Raw genomic sequence first — 20,776 nt, 5'->3', positions numbered from 1 at the left:
TAAAATACTTGGTCTGGCACAGGTTTTGCCATTGATCACAAAAAGATCACCAATAAATGATCCCGGATAAGAAGCACAAGGCTGTAGTATGCAAACATCATCGGGTGAAACACAGAGCAACCAAAGCAGCAGGCCTGGCTGCGCCCGGGTATCTTCATCGGGTTGGCGTGCCGGGATTGACGTAGAACTGAAACACCTGAATGGCCGCACCCTGATGGGAAGAACCCGCCATTATGGGCCGCTGCGCATTCAACGTCCTTTCTGGCCGGAAGGCAAAGACCTGACCCATCTTTATATTCTGCATCCTCCCGGTGGCCTGGTGGCGGGAGACGAACTGGTACAGCGCTTTGCCATCAGAAAAGGTGCTCATGGGCTGGTCACAACCCCGGCCGCCGGTAAAGTCTATTTCAACGGCAATGGTCAACTACAGAGACAGACAACGCATATCACGGTCAGCGATTCAGCCTCTATGGAGTGGCTGCCTCAGGAAACCATCCTGTTTAATGGTGCCATTACCGAGCTTGATACCCGCATTGAACTGACTGGCGATGCGCTCTATGCAGGCTGGGATATTATCTGCCTGGGGCGAACCGCCAGCGGTGAGCAGTTTACCCGGGGGCAACTCACCCAACATCTCACCCTGACCAGGGACAGCAAACCGCTCTACCTTGACAGGCTCGATTTTACTGCCGGGTCTGCACTTCCTACTTCCCTTCTGGGGCTCGATAATCACACGGTCTTTGGCACCTTCCTGATCACCCTGGAAAGCCCGCCAGACTTACCCGGCCTGCACAGCCAGCTGGTCGATAAAGGCTGGCACCGGGTAACCGCGATCACCTGGCGAGCCGGTGTGTTTATTGTGCGCTACCTGGGCGATTCATCAGAGCAGGCCAGAACCATTTTTACCTGGATTTGGGAAGCTGAGAGAGAACGATTCAATGGCCGAAAAGGGTGTCGGCCACGCATCTGGAATACCTAAATTAACGAATAATTAGAGCAGGATCTCACTATGGAACTTACCCCCCGGGAAAAAGACAAGCTGCTTCTCTATACCGCAGCACTGGTTGCCGAGCGTCGTTTAGGGCGCGGGGTCAAACTGAACTATCCGGAAGCCATCGCGCTGATCTCCATGCATATCATGGAGGGTGCCCGTGACGGTAAAACAGTGGCCCAGTTAATGAATGAAGGCCGTGAAGTGATCACCCGTGAGCAGGTGATGGACGGTATTCCGGAAATGATCCACGAGGTTCAGGTGGAAGCCACCTTCCCCGATGGTACCAAGCTGGTCACCGTCCATAACCCCATAGCCTGAGGATTGATCATGATACCAGGAGAAGTGATTGCCTCTGCCGAACCCATTGAGATTAACGTCGGCAGGGAGACCGTAACCCTCTCGGTGGCCAATACCGGTGACCGTCCTATCCAGGTGGGTTCCCACTACCACTTTTATGAAACCAATCCCGCCCTTGCTTTTGACCGTGAACAGACCCTCGGGTTTCGGCTGAATATCCCGGCAGGGACGGCTGTCCGTTTTGAACCCGGCCAGGACCGACAGGTCGAACTGGTTCGCTATGCTGGCAAACAGACCATTTACGGATTCCGTGGCGAAGTCATGGGCACACTGGAAGAAAAGCAGCCGGGAGAAGCACAATGACCATCAAACGTACGCAGATGGACCGGCAAACTTATGTGGATATGTTTGGCCCCACTGTAGGCGACAAAGTTCGTCTGGGGGATACCGAACTGTTTATTAGCCCCGAAAAGGATTACACCGTCTATGGGGATGAAGTGAAGTTTGGTGGTGGCAAGGTGATCCGGGACGGTATGGGGCAAAGCCAGCGGCCCGGCGCTGAGGTTGTGGATACCGTTATCACCAACGCCCTGATTCTCGACCACTGGGGTATCGTCAAGGCCGATATCGGTATCAAACAGGGTCGTATCGAAAAAATTGGCAAGGCGGGTAACCCGGATGTTCAGGAAGGTGTGGACATTATTATCGGCCCGGGCACCGAGGTGATTGCGGGAGAAGGCCAGATCATTACCGCCGGTGGTGTCGATGCCCATATTCACTTTATCTGCCCCCAGCAGATTGAGGAAGCCCTGACCTCCGGTGTCACCACCATGCTCGGTGGTGGCACGGGGCCTGCCACCGGCACCAATGCCACCACCTGTACGCCCGGCACCTGGCATATCAGCACCATGCTCAAGGCCGTGGACAGTCTGCCCATGAACATTGGCTTTCTGGGCAAAGGCAATGGCAGCCTGCCGGAAGCCCTGGAAGAGCAGGTACTGGCCGGTGCCATGGGCATGAAACTCCATGAGGACTGGGGAACCACACCGGCTTCTATTGACTGCTGTCTGACGGTGGCTGAGAAATACGACATCCAGGTGGCTATCCATACCGACACCCTGAACGAATCCGGTTTTGTGGAAGACACACTGGCCGCCTTTAAAGGTCGGGTGATCCATACCTACCATACGGAAGGGGCCGGTGGTGGCCATGCACCGGATATTATTAAAGCCTGTGGCGAAAGTTATGTACTACCATCGTCGACTAATCCGACACGCCCCTACACCGTCAATACGGTGGATGAGCATTTGGACATGTTGATGGTCTGCCATCACCTGGACCCCAATATTCCTGAAGATGTGGCCTTTGCCGACTCCCGTATCCGCCGGGAAACCATTGCGGCAGAAGATATTCTCCATGACCTGGGCGCTTTCAGTATGATCGCCTCAGACTCACAGGCCATGGGGCGCGTTGGTGAAGTGGTCAGCAGAACCTGGCAGACTGCCCATAAAATGAAAGTACAACGGGGACTGTTGCCAGAAGATACCGATGCCGGGGTGGATAACTTCCGGGCTCGTCGCTATATCGCCAAATATACCATCAACCCCGCCATTACCCATGGTATTGCCCATGAGGTCGGCTCCATTGAGCCGGGTAAGCTGGCTGACCTGGTGCTCTGGAAACCGGCGTTTTTCGGCGTTAAACCGTCACTGGTGATTAAGGGGGGTGCTATCGCAACGGCACCGATGGGCGACCCGAATGCCTCCATCCCGACACCTCAGCCGGTTCATTACCGCCCCATGTTTGGTTCTATGGGACAAGCCGTTGCCGACACATCATTGTCGTTTGTTTCCCAGGCGGCACTGGACGCTGGTATTGGTGAAAAACTGGGCCTGAAGAAAACCTTATCTGCCGTCAAAAATACCCGGACAATCCGCAAGGCGGATATGGTGCTCAACACCTGGCAACCCCATATGGAAGTTGACCCGGAAACCTATGAAGTGAGGGCCAATGGCGAGCTGCTGGTGTGTGAACCGGCAGACGTGGTGCCGCTGGCCCAGCGTTATTTCTTATTCTGAAACCGAGGACCGTTTATGTTGAAGTTAACCGAGCGCCTCCCGACAGCGAGCAGTGAGTTTACCGATGAACTTCTGCTCCCTTTTGATCAACGCAAACGTGGACGACTGAAAGCCGTTACGGTGAATGGCCGGGATGCCGGTATTTTTATTGACCGTGGCGACGTCATGCGCGACGGCACCCTGCTGCAAGCCGAAACCGGCGAGATCATCCGAATTACCGCTGCCAGTGAAGCCGTCACCACCGCCCGTTGCAACGATCCCCTGACCTTTGCCAGGGCCTGTTATCATCTGGGCAACCGCCACGTTCCCCTGCAGATAGGCGACAACTGGCTACGCTACCAGATTGATCATGTTCTGGATGATATGGTCACCCTGCTTGGACTGGAGCTGGACCATGAACAGGCACCTTTTGAGCCTGAGAACGGTGCCTATAGCAAAGGTCATTCCCATCATCAGCACAGTCATGCTCACGAACATGGACACGCCCATCATGAGCATCACCACTGAGTCGCTGCTGGGTCTGCTGCATCTGGCCAGCCCGGCACTGCCGGTTGGTGCGTTTGCTTACTCCCAGGGTCTGGAAACCGCCATTGACCGACAGTGGTGCTATAACCGTGAGACCACCGGCAACTGGATCAGCGACCTGATGCAACAGGGTATGGCCCGTTTGGATATACCGGTCTTTTTCCGAATGTACGATGCCTTCGCAACAGAAGACCAGAAGCAGGTTATCCACTGGAATGAAACGCTGCTGGCGTTCCGGGAAACCAGGGAGTTATACGATGAAGACTGCCAGGTTGGCCGCGCATTCGCTGTCTGGGTTAAGTCCATGTATCCGGAGGAAACGCGCACGGACTGGCTTCAGTCTCCGACACAGGCCGCTATGTTTGCCCTGTCTTCAATATGCCATGGCATCGACCGGAAAACAGCGGCAACCGGCCTGCTCTGGTCCTGGTGTGAGAATCAGGTAACCGCAGCCACCAAAGCCGTTCCCCTTGGCCAGACCGATGCCCAGCATATTCTGAAGCGCCTGATTCACGGGATAGAACCCGCACTCACCACAGCCCGGTCACTGGAAGATCATGAAATCGGTAACAACCTGATGCACTTTGCCATGGCCAGTTGCTGGCATGAGCATCAGTATTCAAGGCTATTCCGCTCTTAATCTGACCATTTACCCGGTAGTAACAAGGACAATAACCATGACAACATCCATGACAACATCAAGAACCCCACAAACACTGCGTATCGGTGTTGGTGGCCCGGTAGGTTCCGGCAAAACAGCACTGCTGACCAAACTCTGTGCCGCCATGCGCGACCATTACAATCTGGCCGTGGTCACCAACGATATTTATACGAAAGAAGACGCCCAATTTCTGATGCGCAATGAAGCGCTGGACGAAGACCGGATCATCGGTGTAGAAACCGGTGGCTGCCCACACACTGCCATCCGTGAAGACGCCTCCATGAATCTGGCGGCGGTTGATGAACTGTGCCAGCGCCACCCCGGTCTTGAGCTGGTTCTGGTAGAATCAGGAGGCGATAACCTGAGCGCCACTTTCAGCCCGGAACTGTCTGACCTGACCCTCTATGTCATCGACGTTTCTGCCGGTGACAAAATCCCACGCAAAGGTGGCCCGGGCATTACCCGCTCCGACCTGCTGATCATCAATAAAACAGACCTGGCACCTTATGTTGGAGCCTCTCTGGAAGTGATGGATCGGGATGCCAGAAAAATGCGGGGAGACCGGCCGTTTTTCTTCACCAACCTGAAGGCCAACGAAGGCGTGCGGGAAATCATCGATTTCATTATCGATAAAGGCATGCTGGACGCCAAAATGCCGGAAGCAGCAGCGACCGCGTAGAACATCCAACGGTTTAACTTATAAAGTCCAAACAAGGAAAACAGGCATGAACATCAAATTACTGTCACTGGCCAGTGTGAGTACCCTGATCGCCAGTCAGGCTATGGCCCACCCGGGAGATCACTCTACCGGTGGCGTGATGGCGGCTATCTGGCATCAGCTGACTGAACCGGATCATCTATTGTTTGCCGGTTTAGTGGCTGCTGCTGTTATTGTTGGCGTGAAGGCTTATCAGAAGAAGAAAGCATAGGGTTTGTTGAGCATCAGAGCCGGATTTCTCTGATGCTCCTGAGTTAACGGCTACACGCGAAAAGCAATATCATTAAACTCAATCAAAGTGACCTGCCTCAATGCAGGGGAGAAGCCAAAGCACAGCGATTTAAAACAGTTTTCAGCTCAAAGCTATTCTGAGTTTAAGGGTTTCAGCTTTGCTTTCATTAAATCACTCCATTCACTGAGCACTTGCAATTTATTTTTATTACTTTCAATACGAATGCCAGTATGGCCTATCCATAGGGCCTCCTGTATGTCCTCATTACTCATTGTCTCTTTTTCTTTTTCAAACTTTTCGAGTGCAAGCCGGTCTTCCTCTAATGACTTGCTTACTTCTTGTTTTTCGTTTTCGATTAGAGTCAGATAATCCTGGTAACTTTCTATTGTTGTTTTGATAGCAACTTCAGGATTTTGCCCTGATGCTGAAGCAATATGGGCCAACGTACTCTGGTAGAGTGGATCTGACGGTGGCACCCCTTTTTCATCCATTGTCTTTTTCAATATTTCCAGCTCCGAAGCTGGTAAATTTGCAACCATATCTACCCTTTGCAAATATTCAGGTAAAGCCTGTTTCATACGCTGAAAGTACGCCGGGTCTCCAAATGAAGGCTTGCCTGCCGGTGAATCTGGTGTACTCAGAACTTCCTGCACAACTTTTTCACACGCAGGGGTATTGCCCAAAAGTTTCATTTTCTGACTTATCAACCACTGATCAGCCAGATTTCTGGCGGTTTCATGAGTGCTGGGTATTTCTTCAATCAAGCTATTGACTTTGCCGAGAAGACCAACCGAATGTTCAGATTCGTTTGATATTTTTTGTTCCAGATAGTCCTGGAAAATTACTTTACCGATATCTGTCTCAAGCTTTAATTGGTCTGAATTCACACATTCAATAAATTCTTTATCTGATGCTGGCGACTGAAGTAACAGCAAGGCTTGTCCCACAGTGATTTCTCTTGCACTCAATGATTTATTAGAATATTGCCTGATCAAATTAACCGCTTTTTGTTTCTGCTGACCATCGACAGAGACTGTTTTCTGAGGCGTTAATGATTTGACCGTTCGGCTCATCCAGTTAACTTTTGGCTCATCTGCTTTCAGTTGATGACTGCCACTCAGGCGGACTGGATGATTAATACCCCCTGTATTGGCAAGGTTTTGAAGCGTCTGACACACTTGATCCCTGGAAGGCAAAGAAGGCGAAGAAGACATGGTAAATCCCCTGTGAATTCTGAAAAATCCGATCAGAGAGTATCTTCGACAATGCTCCTGCCTTTTTTAGGACGTGCTTTAAGGTAATGAAGGGTGTCCCCCCAGACCGGTCGCCTTCATCTTGATATTTTCAGGCAATACCGGCAGCTGGGGAAAATATTCAACAGGTGTCAGATAACGGTCATAACCAGGCCCGCAGAGATTGCCATGGTAAAAATGACCACCAGGAAGGCAACAATCATCGGGTTACGGAACAGGCTCTTAAGCAGTATGACTTCTGTCAGGCTGGCTCCGGCACTACCGATAATCAACGCCATCAGAGCCCCCATTCCCATGCCTTTAGCCGCCAGGGCAGATGCCAGGGGAATCACCGCTTCAGCCCGAATATACAGGGGCACACCAATAACCGCGGCAAATGGAATCGCCAGTGGGTTGTCCGGACCTGCATACTGGGCAATAAAGTCCGCAGGAATAAACCCATAAGTAAAGGCACCAATACCCACACCCAGCATCAGGATCGGGAAGATCTTCTTGAACTGGCTCCAGGTTTCACCCCAGATGCGGCCCCAGCGATCATCACTTTTGGGCTTGCTGTCGCCACAGGCGGTTGCACAACCAGTAGACGTCACCGGAGCTGGTTTGGCATCACAACAGCTGCTGTTTTTATTAACAGATGGAGCGGTATCGCAACAGCTGGTCTTGAGTGCAGGTTTGCTGCCACAGCAACTGGCCGCTGCTGTTTCACCATAGACCACGTCTTTGCGAACAAAGCGTTCAAAGCCCATTTTCTCCAGAATGTAACCACCGGCTACGGAAACGGTCAGGGCAATGGTAAAGTAAATGACCGTCACCTTCATACCAAAGGTCGCCAGCAACAGACCGACAATAATCGGGTTCATCAGTGGCGAGGTGAACAGGAAGGTAATGGTCGGACCAAACCCTGCCCTGGCTTTAAGAAGACCGGTCAACATCGGAATGGTAGAGCAGCTGCAGAAGGGTGTCAGCGCCCCCAGAAGGCCTGCGGAAACATAACCTTTGCCTCCCTTGGAACCGAGTATCTTCTGAATTTTTTCCGCTGGCATATATTCCAGGATCACGCCAATAATAAAGCTGACAATCAGGAACAGAATGGTCAGTTCACCGGCCAGAAAGATAAAGGTACCCAGTGTATCCACCAGACTCCGGGCCATATCAGCGCCCATGCTGGATTCCAGTGCCGGTTTTATGACTGGCTCGATAGCATCGGTTATCTGCTGTTGTATGCTCATATCAATAATTCCAGAAAAACAGAAATATAGAGTTAAAAAAAATTCTCTTGCTGATCTGCCTGATCGGTTATGAATATAAGATCAGTGCCCGCTTCCTCTTATGCGATCATCAGCATGTAGCTTGTCGGTGGGCGTATATTAGGTGAATGAAAAAACAGCTTCAACTATTATTCTAAAATCATAGAAATATTTATAACTGTCTTTATGGAGGAATGGGCTTGACCGGGTATTGATAACACTGGAATACCGATGGGAGAAGGGATTGAAATGGTTTCAAATGGGCTTTGGGGTTGGTCGTGCAAGGCTGGAGCCACCGGCATATTTCTGCGATGGCCCCGGTTTTACCACGATTAATTAATGCAGCCCTCCTTCCTGCCAGGGAAGCAGATACATGACGTCACTGTGGCTGGCGGTAATCTCATTGAGATAATCAGTTTCCCTCTTCCGACGGGATACCAGCAGAGGATCCGTTACCTCCAGGGGTGTCAGTGACTGGTTTACCACCCAGCCCGCCGGTTTGATGCCGGCCCTGGCCAGATCTTCCTGAAGGTCAGCGGCCTCATGCACCGGTGTCGCTTCCGGCAACGTACAGATCAGCAGCCTGGCAAACTCAGCGTCCCGCAATCGTGGCAGCAGCCCGGTCACCTCTTCTGAATGGGCATCACCCCGCTTCAATACTTCCCGGTGGTAGCTTTGGGCAGCATCCAGCAGCAAGATCGTATGCCCGGTGGGCGCGGTATCAATCACGGTAATGCGGTTATCGGCCTTAAACACGGTACGGGCAAAGGCCTGAAAGACCGCAATCTCCTTAATACATGGGGATCTCAGGTCCTCTTCCAACAATGCACGTCCATCATCGTCAAGATGAGCAGCGTCGGCCAACACCTCGGTACGGTAACGTTCAATCTCTTCAACAGGGTTGATACGCTCAACCACCAGATTATCCGTCACCTGCCCCACAGCATCGTGCACATGAGCTGCCGGGTCCGTTGTCGTGAGCGTGACCGGCAAGCCCTGTTCAGCCAGCCTTCGGGCGATCATAACGGCGATGGAGGTTTTGCCAACACCGCCTTTACCCAGGGTCATCACAATGCCACGGCCACTGGCTGCCAGCCCATCAATAAACTGGTTCAGACCGGCAGAAAATACAGACAGCCTGGTCCGGCTTTGGACCACAAACGCCAGAAGAGCAGCACATGGCAGGATCAAATACATTAATAGACGACATCGTTTCATCCTTATCTCTTTGTATATTTTCAGGATGACTACCGAAACCTGTCGCTAGTCGAGTCAACGGGAAGGTAATTAACCTGCGTGAACAACCGGGAAACGATCGCGGGTACGGTTGGCGTAAGCCACCAGTGCCAGCATGATCGGCACTTCAACCAATACACCGACCACTGTCGCCAGTGCAGCGCCGGAGTTCAGACCAAACAGACTGATCGCAACGGCCACTGCCAGCTCAAAGAAGTTAGAGGCACCAATCATCCCACCAGGTGCAGCGATACTGTGTGGTTCTTTCCACTTGTACATCCAGTAGTAAGCAATGGCGAAAATGAGTACTGTCTGAATAATCAATGGAATGGCGATCAGTACAATATCCACTGGATTGGCCAGGATACGGGGTGCCTGAAAACCAAACAGCAGCACCACGGTCAGAATCAAACCGAGCACTGACAACGGTTTCACCCGGTGACCAAAGGTCTGTAACGCCTGTTCAGAGCGCAGAACTTTTCGGGTGATCAGCCCGGCCAGTAACGGAATAACGATAAATAATACGACGGACAGAAAGAGCGTACTCCAGGGTACGATCACATCGGTAACCCCCAGCAGAAACGCAGCAATCGGCGCAAAAGCCACCACCATCACCAGATCATTCACCGCCACCTGAACCAGTGTGTAATTGGCATCACCGCGGGTCAGCTGACTCCAGACAAAGACCATAGCGGTGCAGGGCGCAACGCCCAACAGGATCATGCCGGCAATGTATTCATCACCCAGCTCGGGAGCAATAAAGCCAGTAAAGCTACCGAAGATATAGCGAATAAACAGGATCGCCAGAAGTGCCATGGTAAATGGCTTAATCAACCAATTGACAGTCAGCGTGACAATCAGGCCTTTTGGACGACGATGGATGTTTTTTACTGCAGTAAAGTCGATCTGCATCATCATCGGATAAATCATCAGCCAGATCAGCACCGCAATCACAAAATTAATGCTGGCGTACTCCCAGCCTCCCAGGGTGGCAAACAGTGATGGAAAGAGTGTTCCACCGACCAGCCCTGCCACCATGGCCAGAGCCACCCAGACACTTAAATAACGTTCAAAAACACCCATGATTTGAGCCTCTACACACTATCGACAATCGTCGAAAAACGATAATAAAATACCAAAAAAACCAACATTCTTTCCTCCTTCCCACGTTGAACATGGGAACGAGACAAACCAATTCGTATTAGCTGAAACGGGTGAAAACGCCATTAATATCCGCCAGTAACTGCTGAACCCGTTGGATAGCTTCCGGACGAAGGCTAAAGCAGGTTTTGGGGTGCTTTACCTCGGCATGCACCAATCCGGCCTCCCGCAGAATGCGAAGATGTTCTGAAACCGTGGACTGGGCAAGACCAAGCTGCCCCACCAAATCAGAACCCAGACACACCCGCCCCGCCAGTATCCGTAACAGCCTGACCCGTGCCGGATGCCCAATGGCTTTGGCATAAGCGGCCAATTCCTTCTCTTCAGACTCGTTAAACTGAAAATCAGTGAGACCTTGCAGGCATTGTGTCATTACACACCCATTTATACCTTAATCGTTAAATCACGATGAACGATACGCCTGTGTTTTCCTCCTTGCAAGTACCGATAGCTAAAAAATAATTTGAATCATTTCATTCGTGGTTTTACTGCTATCCATCGGATCTGTTCTACAAAGCTGTTTTTCAATGAACTCACCGACCTTTCTACTGTCTGTGCTGGACCGTCAGAATATATTCCAGCCAATAATCCGTTTATTGCTTTACGCTATTACCAGTTTTTCTCATAATAAATCTGGCTTAAATTCTGAGCTATAACAGGGTTCTGCCCCACGTTCTCCCAGTACAGCACCTTATGATTGATGGAGTAGTGATTGCCAGCATCAAAAAACATCCCGTCACTGATCAGCACCATCCTGACTCAGGGTATCAGCCTGAAACTGCAACCCGCTGATCTCGCCTACCTGGCAGCACTGCGCTATTGGAAAGAAACGGAATCACAACCGGAATTCAGTGAAGAAGAGCTGCATGTGGTATTCCAGAGCGTGGAGAAAGCAAGACTGGACGATAACAGTGAGGATTCTTCAAAACGCTGTAACGAGGTAATCCGCCGTCTCCTTCAGCAACACCTTTTGATCTGCCTTGAAGGCGGTGGGCATCGACATCACGCTTATCTGATCACTCCGCTGTCTGAACAGATTGTCGATTCCGTATGTGTCGGTATGGAAGCGTCAAAAGAAGCACTGAGTACCCTGTTTATGACGGTTGCCACGCACCTCAGAGAGATCAGGGATTCCGCGGAACAGGGGGGCAACGAACCGTTCTGGAAGCTTCAGGTAGAAGCGCCACTGAACATTACCGTCAACCAGCTGGTCACCTCCATTGACCATCGTCAGCGTCAGCTGGATCAGGATGCCATCAACACCCGCAAAGAAGTGGTAGAACTGCTGAAGCAGGACTGGCAAAACAGCATAAGCCAGTGCGAACAGTTGCTGACCAGCACCCAGAATCATCTTCAGGACTTACAGCAACTGCTGTTGGCCTCGTGCCACGAACTTCGCTCACTGCTGGACGCCATTTCCCGTTATTGTGAACAGGCCAGTCGACACGACGCCATCAACAGTGTTATCCGGCTGGAGCAACATCTTGACCGTATCGAGCACTGGAGTAGCGAACGCATGAACCACTGGGAAGGTTTCCACCACCGGGTTCATCAATACCTGCGTCAGTTTGTCACCATGGATGAGCGCAAGGCGTTGATGGAAAGGGTGCGGGAAGGCATCCGAAGTTATCAGGCATTGCCCTGGTATCTGCGCTACGCCAACGAAGAACCGCTGGCCCGGTTGCGGGATATTGAACCACCCCGGCCGAAAGAAAATCTGGCACGGATAATCCATGATGAAGGTGAGCTGACGGCCATCGAAGACTTTGACGCCCTGAAGCAGCAGGTTAAGGAATGGCTGGTCAGGCAGGAGCAACAGTCCGGAATACTGCCATCCTACGAACAGGCACTGGAACAGCTGGCCAGCCAGTGGCCTATGGAAAAACTGAACATGGTGGCAGGCTGGCTGTTCAGCGCCTTGACTGAAATGGGCCACCAGCAAAACCGGCAGAACATTGCCGATCATCAGTGGTACCCGGTTCTGCCAGCCATCGCTCCTGAGTTTTACGTGGAACGCCTGAGTCTGACTCCTAACACACTCCGACTGGAAAGAGAGAAACCGATTGTTGACCGATAACCCCTACCAGCAGATCGCCGATCTGATCAATGATGAATGCTTCCCGGAACTGGATACCCGGCTGCGTCGGGGTGAACATATCGACGCTCGCCACCACCGGATTTTCAATATTCTCCAGGATGGTTTTTCCCTGCTGGTCGAGCACTACCTCCGGTATGGTATTGACCTTGTTCAGGCACCGGAAGCGTATTACTACCTCCGCCCCGGCACCGCCGGCAAAAGCCTGATCCGTGCCAGAAAACTGGATGAACTGACCATGGTCGTTGGTCAGGTTCTGGCCATGTTCCATCTCGACCCCGAGCAACTGGAAGGCAGTGGCTGGATATCCGCCGATGCAATCTACGAGCGGCTGCGACTGCTGCTGGACAATGAATACCTTTGCCAACTGCTGGAACGAAAAAGAATCGAGACCCAGGCAGACCGTGAAAAAGCCATGGAAACCCTGCGTAAGGCAATCCGACAACTGGCCAGGCTGGGCATGGTAAGGCTGGAAGGCAATCAGGCCGGCCGTCTGCAGACCCAGGCACCGTTGCTGCGATTCATTGATCCTGTCCGCTCAACGGCATCGTCACCAGAAGCCGCCAGGGCAGCCATGGAGCAGCTGGTTCGTGACGGTTATATCAGCCTGAATGACCATGAAGAGCAGGTGATGCAGGAAAGCTCTGGTTCACAAGATGATCCGGAAGATGAACCGCAGGAAAAGCGTCACGGTGAAGACGACACCGTTATTTCTGAACAGGCCCTTGAACAAGAGCAGGAAGCATGAGCCAGAAAAGAACCAAGATCCGCAGCCTGACACTGGTTAACTTCCGGGGTGTCTTCTTCAAGACTCTGGACATGCACCCATTAATGAGCAACCTCATCGGCCATAACGGTGCCGGTAAGACCACCATTATGGGTGCCTTGCTGATTAACCGGGTACCCGATAATCGTCTGGTTCGCCTGCGTAACAATTCCGACAGCGGACAGGATCGCAGTGATAATGGTATCTGGGGACGCATCAGTGCCGGTACCTGTTACAGCCTGGTGGATTACGAACTTTACGACGGCAGGCGGGCAATAGCCGGTGTCCAGATTCGTCGCCTGAGCCAGCCAAAAGTCGAGCTGAAACTGTTTGCCATTACCGGTGTCGATGATGATGTTCCGGTGCGTGATCTGGTGATGAGGCCAGTGCCCGGCGAAAATGGCTTATACGAACCTCTGGATGGCAAAGCCCTGAGAAATCAGGTCACCATGATGGGCGGTGAACTGCAAAGCTTCAACACCACCGCCCAGTATATGAACTGGCAGTTCGAGCAGCGGATTATTCCCCGCCGAATGGAAAACAGCCAGGATCGCCAGCGTTATTACCGCATGCTGGAAACCAGCCTCTACGGCGGCTTGTCGTCAGAGCTGCAAAAAGGACTGAGGGATTATCTGCTGCCGGCGGATGATCAGGTACGCCAATCCATTGGCTCCATGCAAAGCGCCTTGCAACAGACCCAGCGAACCCGTCGCCAGATAGAAAGCACCCGCAGTGACCGGAAGGTCATTCGGGAGATTCTGGAGTCCAGCTATGCCCTTGGCGAACATGTTCTGGCATGGTCAGAAAAACAACAGACCAAACTTCAGGCTGAGCTGAAAGATAAACGCCAGCAGGAGCATCAGGCACAACTGGAGCTGGAAACCAAAAAACAACAGCTGTCGGCCATTGAAGCACGATTGCTGACCCTGGATACCCTTGACAGTGAACTGGCAAGCCGTGAAGAAGACGCTAACGAGCGCCTCGATCATGCCAAAAACCTTGAACGACTGCATACCGATCTGCAAAGGCTGGAAAATGAGCAGGGCAACCACAACCAGCAGCTGGAAGAGCTGAGCGAACAGAACGCATTACTGGAAAGCCAGTATGAAGAAGAGTCCGCTGAGCTTAAGCGCCTGCAGGATGATATTGCACAACTGGTAAAACAGCTGACCAGTGTCGAGCAGGCCTATTCTGAAGAAGCTCGAAAAGCCGGATTATACCTTGCCGCCCTCAGGGCGTTGAATGAAGTGCGTGACAGCTTTGACCAACCAGACCTGGCAGCAGACGCACTCACCCCGTTAATGGGAACGTTGCTGCAGGCTGAAAATGACGTTTCCGGCCGCTATTACAGCCAGAAGCCACTACTGGATGAGGCGGAAACCATTCGCGGGCATTTCGAGGCAACTCTGTCTCTGCTGGCGACGTTTGGTGATACCGATATTGACCTGAAACAGGCAGCCAGCCGCAGCGACCACTGGCGACATCACCATGAGCAACAAACAACACTGGCTGCACAGATACCGGTATTGGTCAGACAACAGCAACAGCGCCAGAAAGAAGAAGAGCAACTCAAGAAGCTGCAACAGGCCGTTGCGATGCTTCCAGAAGAATGGCGTAACAGGATTCAGGATGAAGCCAGCTGGAACACCAGCCTGAACACCGCCACTCATGAGCAACAATTCCAGCAACAGAAAATAGATACCCTTGGCGGACAAATCCAGCAATCCAGACAGACAATGGTACAAATCCAGGGCAGCCTTACCCAGGCCCGTCAGGATAATATTCACTGGCTGGATGCCCGCAAACTGGGTCAGGAGATTCAAGCCATCCGCCCGGCTGCCCTGATGGATAGCCACAATGACTTTATCACCCTGCGCCAGCAAATCAGCCAGGAACAGCAGGAAAACCTGCAGGCCGATGTGCAGCTTGGCAAGCATCTGGAAGAGCTGCGCACCCGCATGGCCCAGCTGGAAATCAAGGCATCAACAGAGCTGCAACAACTGCAAAAGCTGGCGGAGATGACCGGCGGAGTGGTGATCAGTGAATATTTTGATAACGATGATATCTCCCTGGAAGAAGCGGCCTGGCTGGAGGCCAAGTTTGGCCCGTTACGCCACGCCATCCAGGTTCGGGACATCAGCAAAGCTGCTGCTATTATCCGCGAAGAAAGCGACCGTCCGGATCATGTCTGGCTTCTGGGTGGTACACCGGGAGCGTCTTTTTCGGAAGAAGAGTATCTCCATACCCCCCTTGAGCAGAAAGAAGACGGCAGTGTCCTGGTAGAAATCGCCAGCAATGTTGCCCGTTTAAGCCGGGAACCTGAGTTCCCGACCATAGGCCGACTGGCCCGGGAGAAAGAGCAGGAAAGACTGCGGCAGCAGGAAGAACAGCTGCTGGATCAGCTGCAGGAACTGGCCATTGGCAAACGACAATTGGAGAAATGCCAGCAACTTCTCGATCAGCTGTCCGCCAAAAGCCAGTGGCTTGGTGTTCAGGAGCCGCCGGTTAATGAGCTTACCGAGCAGTTGGAGCAGCTGGAAGCCCGGGTCGAATCACTGACGGTTGATCTGGCCGATACTGAGCAGCAGAAAACCATTCTGAACGGTGTTGTACGCTGTCTTGAACAGTGGCAAACCAGTGCCTGGCTATTGAATGACGACCCCGATCGTCAATCATTAGAGGCTCTCCATGAGCAACTGCAAAGTGCCACTGACGCTAAAGCCTGGGTGGACAAATATCAGCAGACGATCCGACAACTCAGTGACCATCGTTTCTATATTCAGCAGCCACCGGTAGAGAATCTGGATGCCCTGCGAGCAGAACTGGAACAGCTGAAGCAGCAGTTAAGCCATTACCACCAGCAGAAAGACCTGCTGACGTCGGCCATGGACAAAGCCCCTAATCTGCGCTTTGCAGAGTCTGTCGCGCGTCAGGAAGAAAAAGAGAACCTGCAAAATCAACTCAGGAATGATTACGAGACTAAACAACAGCAGGAGCAACGGCAAAACAAGTATGCGACACAACTTCGTGAGCAGTGCCACTCACTTGAGAAAAACATCCACTCTATCAATGCCCTCCTGAGTCAAAATATTCATCAGCAATCAGAGCTCAAACGACAAATTGTTGATATTCCCCTGACCTGGAAAGTGGGTCTGAAGGAAGAGTGTGCTGCACAGTTAACCAGCATCAAGGCAGAAAAGTCTGAACTTATTCTGGAAATCAAACAGCAAAACATCGCACAAAGCACTGTTGCAGCAGAACGGAAAAAAGTTGAGGAGCGACTCAGTGATACCATAGCGGATATTCATCAGCTGGAACCAAAAGCGCAACAAGCCACCACCAGCCATGAGCGGATTGTTCAACAGGCGGAACAGTCCGGGCTGCAACATCGGTTGCATATTCATCACCTGCTGACTCAGGATAGTGACGCTTTACGTGACGGTTTGGCGACAGCAAGGGTTGCATTGGCAAAGGCCCTGGAGCATGAACAGAAGAATGAACAGAAAAATGGGCAGGACAGTCTTTATCAACAAATAGAGAAAGGCAGCAGCGCGGATTTGCCCGCACTGTTCCAATGCTTTATTGATTCACAAACGTATCTTGCCCAGCGCATGGATAAAACGCTGTATCAATCGGATGACCCAAGGCAAAACCTGGAGTTGCTGGAAGAGCGGCTGACTCGCCTGGAGACCCTGTTAAAAGACGCCGAGAAGCGCTTCCTCGCCGAATCGGATAGCCTCGGGCAGAACATTCAGCGCAAGATCAACAAAGAGCGTAAACAGATTCATCAGCTGAACGCCGCCCTGTCCAGTGTGCATTTTGGCACCATCCGGGCGATCAAAATTGAGCTGGAGGTGATCGACAGTTTCCAGAAAATACTGGATGCCCTGCAGCAGGAGTTTTACGCAGATCTGTTCCGTAAACCAGACATCACAGTGGAAGCGGCGTTGGAATACCTCTTTAAGAAGGAGACCGGGGGTACCATCGTTGGCGATAAACTACTGGATTATCGTGAGTACATTCGCCTGAACATCCTGATTCAGCGGGCTGGCAGCAGTCAGTATGAACCGGCCAACCCAACCAATCTTTCCACCGGTGAAGCCATTGGTACCGGTCTGGCCATTCTTACTATGGTGCTGCATTCATGGGAAGTCGCTACCAATAACCGCGATGGCAAAGGACACGCCGCCAGTCGTCTGTTATTCCTGGATGAAGCAGCACGGCTTGACGCCAGGGCACTGGCCACCCTGGAAGAGCTCTGTGACCATCAATCCCTGCAACTGCTGGTTGGTGCACCGGATAATGTTTTGCCTAAAAATGGCATTACTTATCGGATGGTGCGTCTGATGGAACCTTACGAGCATGTTATTTTCTCTGGCGTAAAAGGCAGGCTGCCCCAGGGGGCTGAGTCGTGACATTCCAGCCAGAAGATGCCATACCGATTGCGTTAGACTTGTTAGCAGACAGCTATCGTCAGAAAGGCCGGCAAATGCCGGCCTTTCTGACCCGCCTGATCAAGGTGGGCTGGGTCGAGCAGTGTAGCTTTCGCCAAAGAAACAATGATTTTGTCCTGAGAACCGCCCATGACCGCCAGAGTTTTCTGGAGTATATGGAAAGGCAGTTCGGCAACAACTGGCAAACTTCACTGGAGCAGGGTGAAACAAGGGAAGCATTTCTCACCCAACATCTGATATCACCGCTACCAGGGCATATCCATAGCCGTGTAGTTAATGCTATTTGGGGCGAACACTCCAAGAAACAGGCGTCAACACCGTCTGGGATAGCAACAAGAGACAGCGAACTGATTCAACTCCGCACCCGAATGGAATGTCAGCTGCATTTTGCTGGAAGGATGATTAATTGTCGGGATGAAATGGCCTTTTCAGATGCGGTCATCATCAATGAAACTGCTCTGGGCAAGCTGCAAAGTATACAGTGTGAAGCGCCGGTAAATATCATTACGGTGGAAAATGCCGGTGCCTGGCAACACCTGCCTTTACCGGAAAATGTTATCGCCCTGTTCGTTCCGGGAAATAACCAAAAGATGGCGTTAAAGCTATTGTCGTTTTTCCCGGACTACCGATGGTGTCATTTTGGTGACCTGGATCAGAAGGGTCTTGATATCGCCTCATCACTGGCCCGGGCTCAGAATAAACCACTGAAGTTACTCATTCCTGACTGGTGGAAAGAGTATCAGCCCCATTTCAAACTGGGAATAAAACAGGGGAAAATTGCCTGGCGGAAAGATATCTGTCCTCAATCCAGAAAGTACTCACAACACCCCTTTATCAATACGCTTGCCGATGATGCAAAATGGATGGAGCAGGAGGCCATAGTACTGGACTCCCGCCTGTTGGATGAGATCCGACGTCTTTTTGATAGCGACCTACCAGGCTGATTTCAACAGCCCCAGTACCTGCTCATAACTGGCATCAATCCGGTTATAGAGCAGTGCGCCATCGTCAATACTCATACGAGCAATGTCTTCCAGTTGAGACTCATGCACCTTGCCACTTTCTGACAATGTTCTTGGCAGCCCTGTTTGCTCAAAGAGTTCATCCCGCATGGCACGAATATAGATGATGGTTTCAGCAGCTCGCCGCTGTTCGGGTATTTTGCTGTAAAAATCTGCACCGGCCAGGGGAAGCAGCAGTTCTCCGATCGCCTGTTCACACCGGGGCAGGTTGTATTCCAGAACATAAGGCAACATCAGACTCATGCAGACGCCGTGGGGAAGATGGGTTATCGCCCCAAGGGAGTGCCCGATGGCATGTACCAGCCCAACCATGGAGTTGGAAAAGGCAATGCCCGCCATGGTGGCTGATTCTGCCAGCTTCAGTCGGAGATCCCGGCTATCAGGTGTGGCAAGCACTCGAAGCAGGTTTTCCCGTATGCCTTTGATCGCTGCAACGGCATAGGCATCACTGATCGGATTCTTGGCCGTCCCCAGAAACGCTTCAATGGCATGGGTCATGGCATCCATGGCGGTGGCAGCGGTAATATGCGGTGGCAATGTCAGTGTCATCCGTGGATCAAGAACCGCCACATCAGGCATCAGAAATGAAGAGCTATAAGGCACTTTACGACCCGTGGCATCATCGCGAATAACCGCAACTTTGGTCACTTCTGAACCGGTACCCGCCGTCGTTGGCAGAATAAATAACGGCTTTAGTCGTTTAGTCAGCGCACCAGAACCACTGTAAGCCAGAAGATCATCGCCGCCTTCAGACACGAGAATATTTACCGCCTTTGATGTATCAATCACCGATCCACCGCCAATGGCAATAATGCCATCCGCACCATTCTCACGATAACACCGGGTGATGGCAGATACGACACTGGTTGATGAGTCAGGCGGTACATCACTATAGACACCCGCCATCGGAACCCCGTCAACCACCAGGGCCCGCTTGACGGGCTCAATTAAACCGGCGTTAAGCACACCGCCATCGGTAATAATCAAAGGCTTCTTTACCCCAAGACTGGCCAGTTCATAGGGTATATGCTCCAGGGCTTCATTGCCTGAAACGATTTTGACAGGATTATAGAATTCATAATAACTGCGGCTCATTTGGCAAACACCCCCATAACAAAACCGGAAAACACACCCAGATAGATTTGAACTGCCCCCATCAGCTTTTCCGTCAAGGAAATCTTCGGGTAATGACGCATGATTTTCCGGCCTATAAACCGGGGAAGTGCGATCGCTTCCAGTCGCTCAAAGCAACGGACCAGTTTCATGGAAGCAGAAAGATCGCCATCTACCACCATTCGCTCCCTGGCAAAGGCATCGGTTGTGCCTTCCAGAAAAGAGAGCGTATTAAAAGCGTGGGCGAGATGTTTGAATTGAATATCCACATCGGGCTTTGTTTCACTGTTTTTACGACCCGGTTTTATTCGCCCGTCACTTTTCTTCATATACAAACACGGGCCACGGGACATAACACTCATGGAAAAGGTAAAACCATCGGGCAATGATTCGATTTCCTGCTGAATCAGCTTATCAGTCCGACAGGCCTTGGCCAGCCCATGACCAATAAAAGCCAGCATAAAACGGACATACAAACGCTTTATGCGCCAGATAACGGGAAGGGATGGGGTCACCTGAAGCTCCTGCCAGCGAACCGCCGGGCAATAATTATTGTTGTTATTTCCGGGTGACATTATCCACAATCAGAAGATGGTCGGCTATATAGGGAGTGTTATTCAGGACAATAAAATAGAAATACACTGGGCAGGGTATGGGGCAGTATTCGAGTGAATAAGGCTTGCTTACCCACTTGAAACTAAAATGTTAGCTGGGCAGTGTTAATGAGTCATATCATGGATATCTTCAAAATGTTTGCCGTGATCTCATTTCCCTTGATGTAACTTTTTAGCATATAAAAAAAGCCCAGTTGATTGCTCAACTGGGCTTTTCTGTTGGGTGCCTGGCGATGACCTACTCTCACATGGGGAGACCCCACACTACCATCGGCGATCGGTCATTTCACTGCTGAGTTCGGGATGGGAT

20 protein-coding genes and 1 rRNA gene are annotated in these 20,776 nt (G+C 51.6%); 12 read left to right on the top strand and 9 right to left on the bottom strand.

Annotated elements, in window-relative coordinates; genetic code table 11:
• Positions 1 to 88 precede the first annotated feature (88 nt).
• The 8 genes from J7439_RS21560 to J7439_RS21525 are packed head-to-tail and all read left to right on the top strand — an operon-like array spanning position 89 to position 5,484.
• Complete coding sequence (locus J7439_RS21560) at positions 89 to 979, top strand: urease accessory protein UreD (protein WP_209204056.1); 891 nt, start codon at positions 89 to 91, stop codon at positions 977 to 979.
• 30 nt (positions 980 to 1,009) lie between these two features.
• Entirely contained in the window at positions 1,010 to 1,312 is a 303-nt protein-coding gene (locus J7439_RS21555) for an urease subunit gamma (protein WP_209204055.1), read from the top strand.
• Positions 1,313 to 1,321: 9 nt separating this feature from the next.
• The gene (locus tag J7439_RS21550) at positions 1,322 to 1,654 is read left to right on the top strand and encodes an urease subunit beta (RefSeq protein WP_209204054.1); all 333 of its coding nucleotides are present in this window, start codon (positions 1,322 to 1,324) and stop codon (positions 1,652 to 1,654) included.
• Complete coding sequence (gene ureC / locus J7439_RS21545) at positions 1,651 to 3,369, top strand: urease subunit alpha (RefSeq protein WP_209204053.1); 1,719 nt, start codon at positions 1,651 to 1,653, stop codon at positions 3,367 to 3,369. Before J7439_RS21550 ends, ureC begins: the two co-directional genes overlap by 4 nt.
• 15 nt (positions 3,370 to 3,384) lie before the next feature.
• Positions 3,385 to 3,876 carry an urease accessory protein UreE gene (gene ureE, locus J7439_RS21540; RefSeq protein ID WP_209204052.1) on the top strand — a complete coding sequence of 164 codons (492 nt, stop codon included), beginning with the start codon at positions 3,385 to 3,387 and terminating at the stop codon, positions 3,874 to 3,876.
• Complete coding sequence (locus J7439_RS21535; RefSeq protein ID WP_209204051.1) at positions 3,860 to 4,534, top strand: urease accessory protein UreF; 675 nt, start codon at positions 3,860 to 3,862, stop codon at positions 4,532 to 4,534. Before ureE ends, J7439_RS21535 begins: the two co-directional genes overlap by 17 nt.
• Before the next feature lie 37 nt (positions 4,535 to 4,571).
• A complete protein-coding gene (gene ureG / locus J7439_RS21530) occupies positions 4,572 to 5,234 on the top strand; it encodes an urease accessory protein UreG (RefSeq protein ID WP_286198474.1) in 663 nt (220 codons plus the stop codon).
• A gap of 46 nt (positions 5,235 to 5,280) precedes the next feature.
• The gene (locus tag J7439_RS21525) at positions 5,281 to 5,484 is read left to right on the top strand and encodes a HupE/UreJ family protein (RefSeq protein ID WP_209204050.1); all 204 of its coding nucleotides are present in this window, start codon (positions 5,281 to 5,283) and stop codon (positions 5,482 to 5,484) included.
• Between the two features lie 152 nt (positions 5,485 to 5,636).
• Here the strand turns inward: J7439_RS21525 and J7439_RS21520 are convergent, their stop codons facing one another.
• From J7439_RS21520 to J7439_RS21500, 6 genes are all read right to left on the bottom strand, one after another.
• Complete coding sequence (locus tag J7439_RS21520) at positions 5,637 to 6,719, bottom strand: hypothetical protein (RefSeq protein ID WP_209204049.1); 1,083 nt, start codon at positions 6,717 to 6,719, stop codon at positions 5,637 to 5,639.
• Positions 6,720 to 6,889: 170 nt separating this feature from the next.
• Positions 6,890 to 7,921: a permease gene (locus J7439_RS21515; RefSeq protein ID WP_353623100.1), complete on the bottom strand. Its 1,032-nt coding sequence runs from the start codon at positions 7,919 to 7,921 to the stop codon at positions 6,890 to 6,892.
• Positions 7,922 to 8,341: 420 nt separating this feature from the next.
• Entirely contained in the window at positions 8,342 to 9,073 is a 732-nt protein-coding gene (locus tag J7439_RS21510) for an ArsA-related P-loop ATPase (protein ID WP_353623099.1), read from the bottom strand.
• 31 nt (positions 9,074 to 9,104) lie between these two features.
• Positions 9,105 to 9,185 (bottom strand): hypothetical protein, encoded by an 81-nt coding sequence (locus tag J7439_RS27290; protein ID WP_353623098.1) that lies wholly within the window; start codon positions 9,183 to 9,185, stop codon positions 9,105 to 9,107.
• A 107-nt stretch (positions 9,186 to 9,292) separates the two neighbouring features.
• Complete coding sequence (gene arsB / locus J7439_RS21505) at positions 9,293 to 10,324, bottom strand: ACR3 family arsenite efflux transporter (protein ID WP_209204047.1); 1,032 nt, start codon at positions 10,322 to 10,324, stop codon at positions 9,293 to 9,295.
• Positions 10,325 to 10,442: 118 nt separating this feature from the next.
• Entirely contained in the window at positions 10,443 to 10,775 is a 333-nt protein-coding gene (locus J7439_RS21500) for an ArsR/SmtB family transcription factor (protein WP_209204046.1), read from the bottom strand.
• A gap of 339 nt (positions 10,776 to 11,114) precedes the next feature.
• Between J7439_RS21500 and J7439_RS21495 the strand changes: the two genes are divergently transcribed.
• Genes J7439_RS21495 through J7439_RS27285 form a run of 4 tightly spaced genes read left to right on the top strand, consistent with a single transcriptional unit; the run spans position 11,115 to position 18,661 of the window.
• Positions 11,115 to 12,479, top strand: coding sequence for a hypothetical protein (locus tag J7439_RS21495; RefSeq protein ID WP_209204045.1), 1,365 nt, complete (start codon positions 11,115 to 11,117; stop codon positions 12,477 to 12,479).
• Positions 12,469 to 13,245 (top strand): chromosome partition protein MukE, encoded by a 777-nt coding sequence (locus J7439_RS21490; protein WP_209204044.1) that lies wholly within the window; start codon positions 12,469 to 12,471, stop codon positions 13,243 to 13,245. The genes J7439_RS21495 and J7439_RS21490 overlap by 11 nt, the downstream gene beginning before the upstream one ends.
• Positions 13,242 to 17,678, top strand: coding sequence for a chromosome partition protein MukB (mukB, locus tag J7439_RS21485; RefSeq protein ID WP_209204043.1), 4,437 nt, complete (start codon positions 13,242 to 13,244; stop codon positions 17,676 to 17,678). The genes J7439_RS21490 and mukB overlap by 4 nt, the downstream gene beginning before the upstream one ends.
• Positions 17,675 to 18,661: a Wadjet anti-phage system protein JetD domain-containing protein gene (locus J7439_RS27285; protein ID WP_209204042.1), complete on the top strand. Its 987-nt coding sequence runs from the start codon at positions 17,675 to 17,677 to the stop codon at positions 18,659 to 18,661. The genes mukB and J7439_RS27285 overlap by 4 nt, the downstream gene beginning before the upstream one ends.
• Here J7439_RS27285 and J7439_RS21475 read toward each other — a convergent pair.
• The 3 genes from J7439_RS21475 to rrf all read right to left on the bottom strand — a co-directional run.
• Positions 18,650 to 19,834, bottom strand: a complete 1,185-nt coding sequence (locus J7439_RS21475) for an iron-containing alcohol dehydrogenase (protein WP_209204041.1) — start codon at positions 19,832 to 19,834, stop codon at positions 18,650 to 18,652. The genes J7439_RS27285 and J7439_RS21475 overlap by 12 nt on opposite strands.
• Positions 19,831 to 20,427 carry a hypothetical protein gene (locus J7439_RS21470; RefSeq protein WP_209204040.1) on the bottom strand — a complete coding sequence of 199 codons (597 nt, stop codon included), beginning with the start codon at positions 20,425 to 20,427 and terminating at the stop codon, positions 19,831 to 19,833. Before J7439_RS21470 ends, J7439_RS21475 begins: the two co-directional genes overlap by 4 nt.
• A gap of 264 nt (positions 20,428 to 20,691) precedes the next feature.
• Positions 20,692 to 20,776, bottom strand: a 5S ribosomal RNA gene (gene rrf, locus J7439_RS21465); the annotation flags it as partial.

It is taken from the genome of Salinisphaera sp. G21_0, assembly GCF_017744115.1.
Lineage (GTDB): Bacteria > Pseudomonadota > Gammaproteobacteria > Pseudomonadales > Endozoicomonadaceae > Endozoicomonas.
Note: the sequence above shows the minus strand (reverse complement) of the source record. Positions and strands in the feature narration are given on the sequence as shown.

Coding starts and splice junctions, on each gene's coding strand:
- J7439_RS21560 (WP_209204056.1), top strand. CDS start 89: ATGCAAACATCATCGGGTGAAACACAGAGCAACCAAAGCAGCAGGCCT.
- J7439_RS21555 (WP_209204055.1), top strand. CDS start 1,010: ATGGAACTTACCCCCCGGGAAAAAGACAAGCTGCTTCTCTATACCGCA.
- J7439_RS21550 (WP_209204054.1), top strand. CDS start 1,322: ATGATACCAGGAGAAGTGATTGCCTCTGCCGAACCCATTGAGATTAAC.
- ureC (WP_209204053.1), top strand. CDS start 1,651: ATGACCATCAAACGTACGCAGATGGACCGGCAAACTTATGTGGATATG.
- ureE (WP_209204052.1), top strand. CDS start 3,385: ATGTTGAAGTTAACCGAGCGCCTCCCGACAGCGAGCAGTGAGTTTACC.
- J7439_RS21535 (WP_209204051.1), top strand. CDS start 3,860: ATGAGCATCACCACTGAGTCGCTGCTGGGTCTGCTGCATCTGGCCAGC.
- ureG (WP_286198474.1), top strand. CDS start 4,572: ATGACAACATCCATGACAACATCAAGAACCCCACAAACACTGCGTATC.
- J7439_RS21525 (WP_209204050.1), top strand. CDS start 5,281: ATGAACATCAAATTACTGTCACTGGCCAGTGTGAGTACCCTGATCGCC.
- J7439_RS21520 (WP_209204049.1), bottom strand. CDS start 6,719: ATGTCTTCTTCGCCTTCTTTGCCTTCCAGGGATCAAGTGTGTCAGACG.
- J7439_RS21515 (WP_353623100.1), bottom strand. CDS start 7,921: ATGGGCGCTGATATGGCCCGGAGTCTGGTGGATACACTGGGTACCTTT.
- J7439_RS21510 (WP_353623099.1), bottom strand. CDS start 9,073: ATGACCCTGGGTAAAGGCGGTGTTGGCAAAACCTCCATCGCCGTTATG.
- J7439_RS27290 (WP_353623098.1), bottom strand. CDS start 9,185: ATGTGCTGCTCTTCTGGCGTTTGTGGTCCAAAGCCGGACCAGGCTGTC.
- arsB (WP_209204047.1), bottom strand. CDS start 10,324: ATGGGTGTTTTTGAACGTTATTTAAGTGTCTGGGTGGCTCTGGCCATG.
- J7439_RS21500 (WP_209204046.1), bottom strand. CDS start 10,775: ATGACACAATGCCTGCAAGGTCTCACTGATTTTCAGTTTAACGAGTCT.
- mukB (WP_209204043.1), top strand. CDS start 13,242: ATGAGCCAGAAAAGAACCAAGATCCGCAGCCTGACACTGGTTAACTTC.
- J7439_RS21475 (WP_209204041.1), bottom strand. CDS start 19,834: ATGAGCCGCAGTTATTATGAATTCTATAATCCTGTCAAAATCGTTTCA.
- J7439_RS21470 (WP_209204040.1), bottom strand. CDS start 20,427: ATGTCACCCGGAAATAACAACAATAATTATTGCCCGGCGGTTCGCTGG.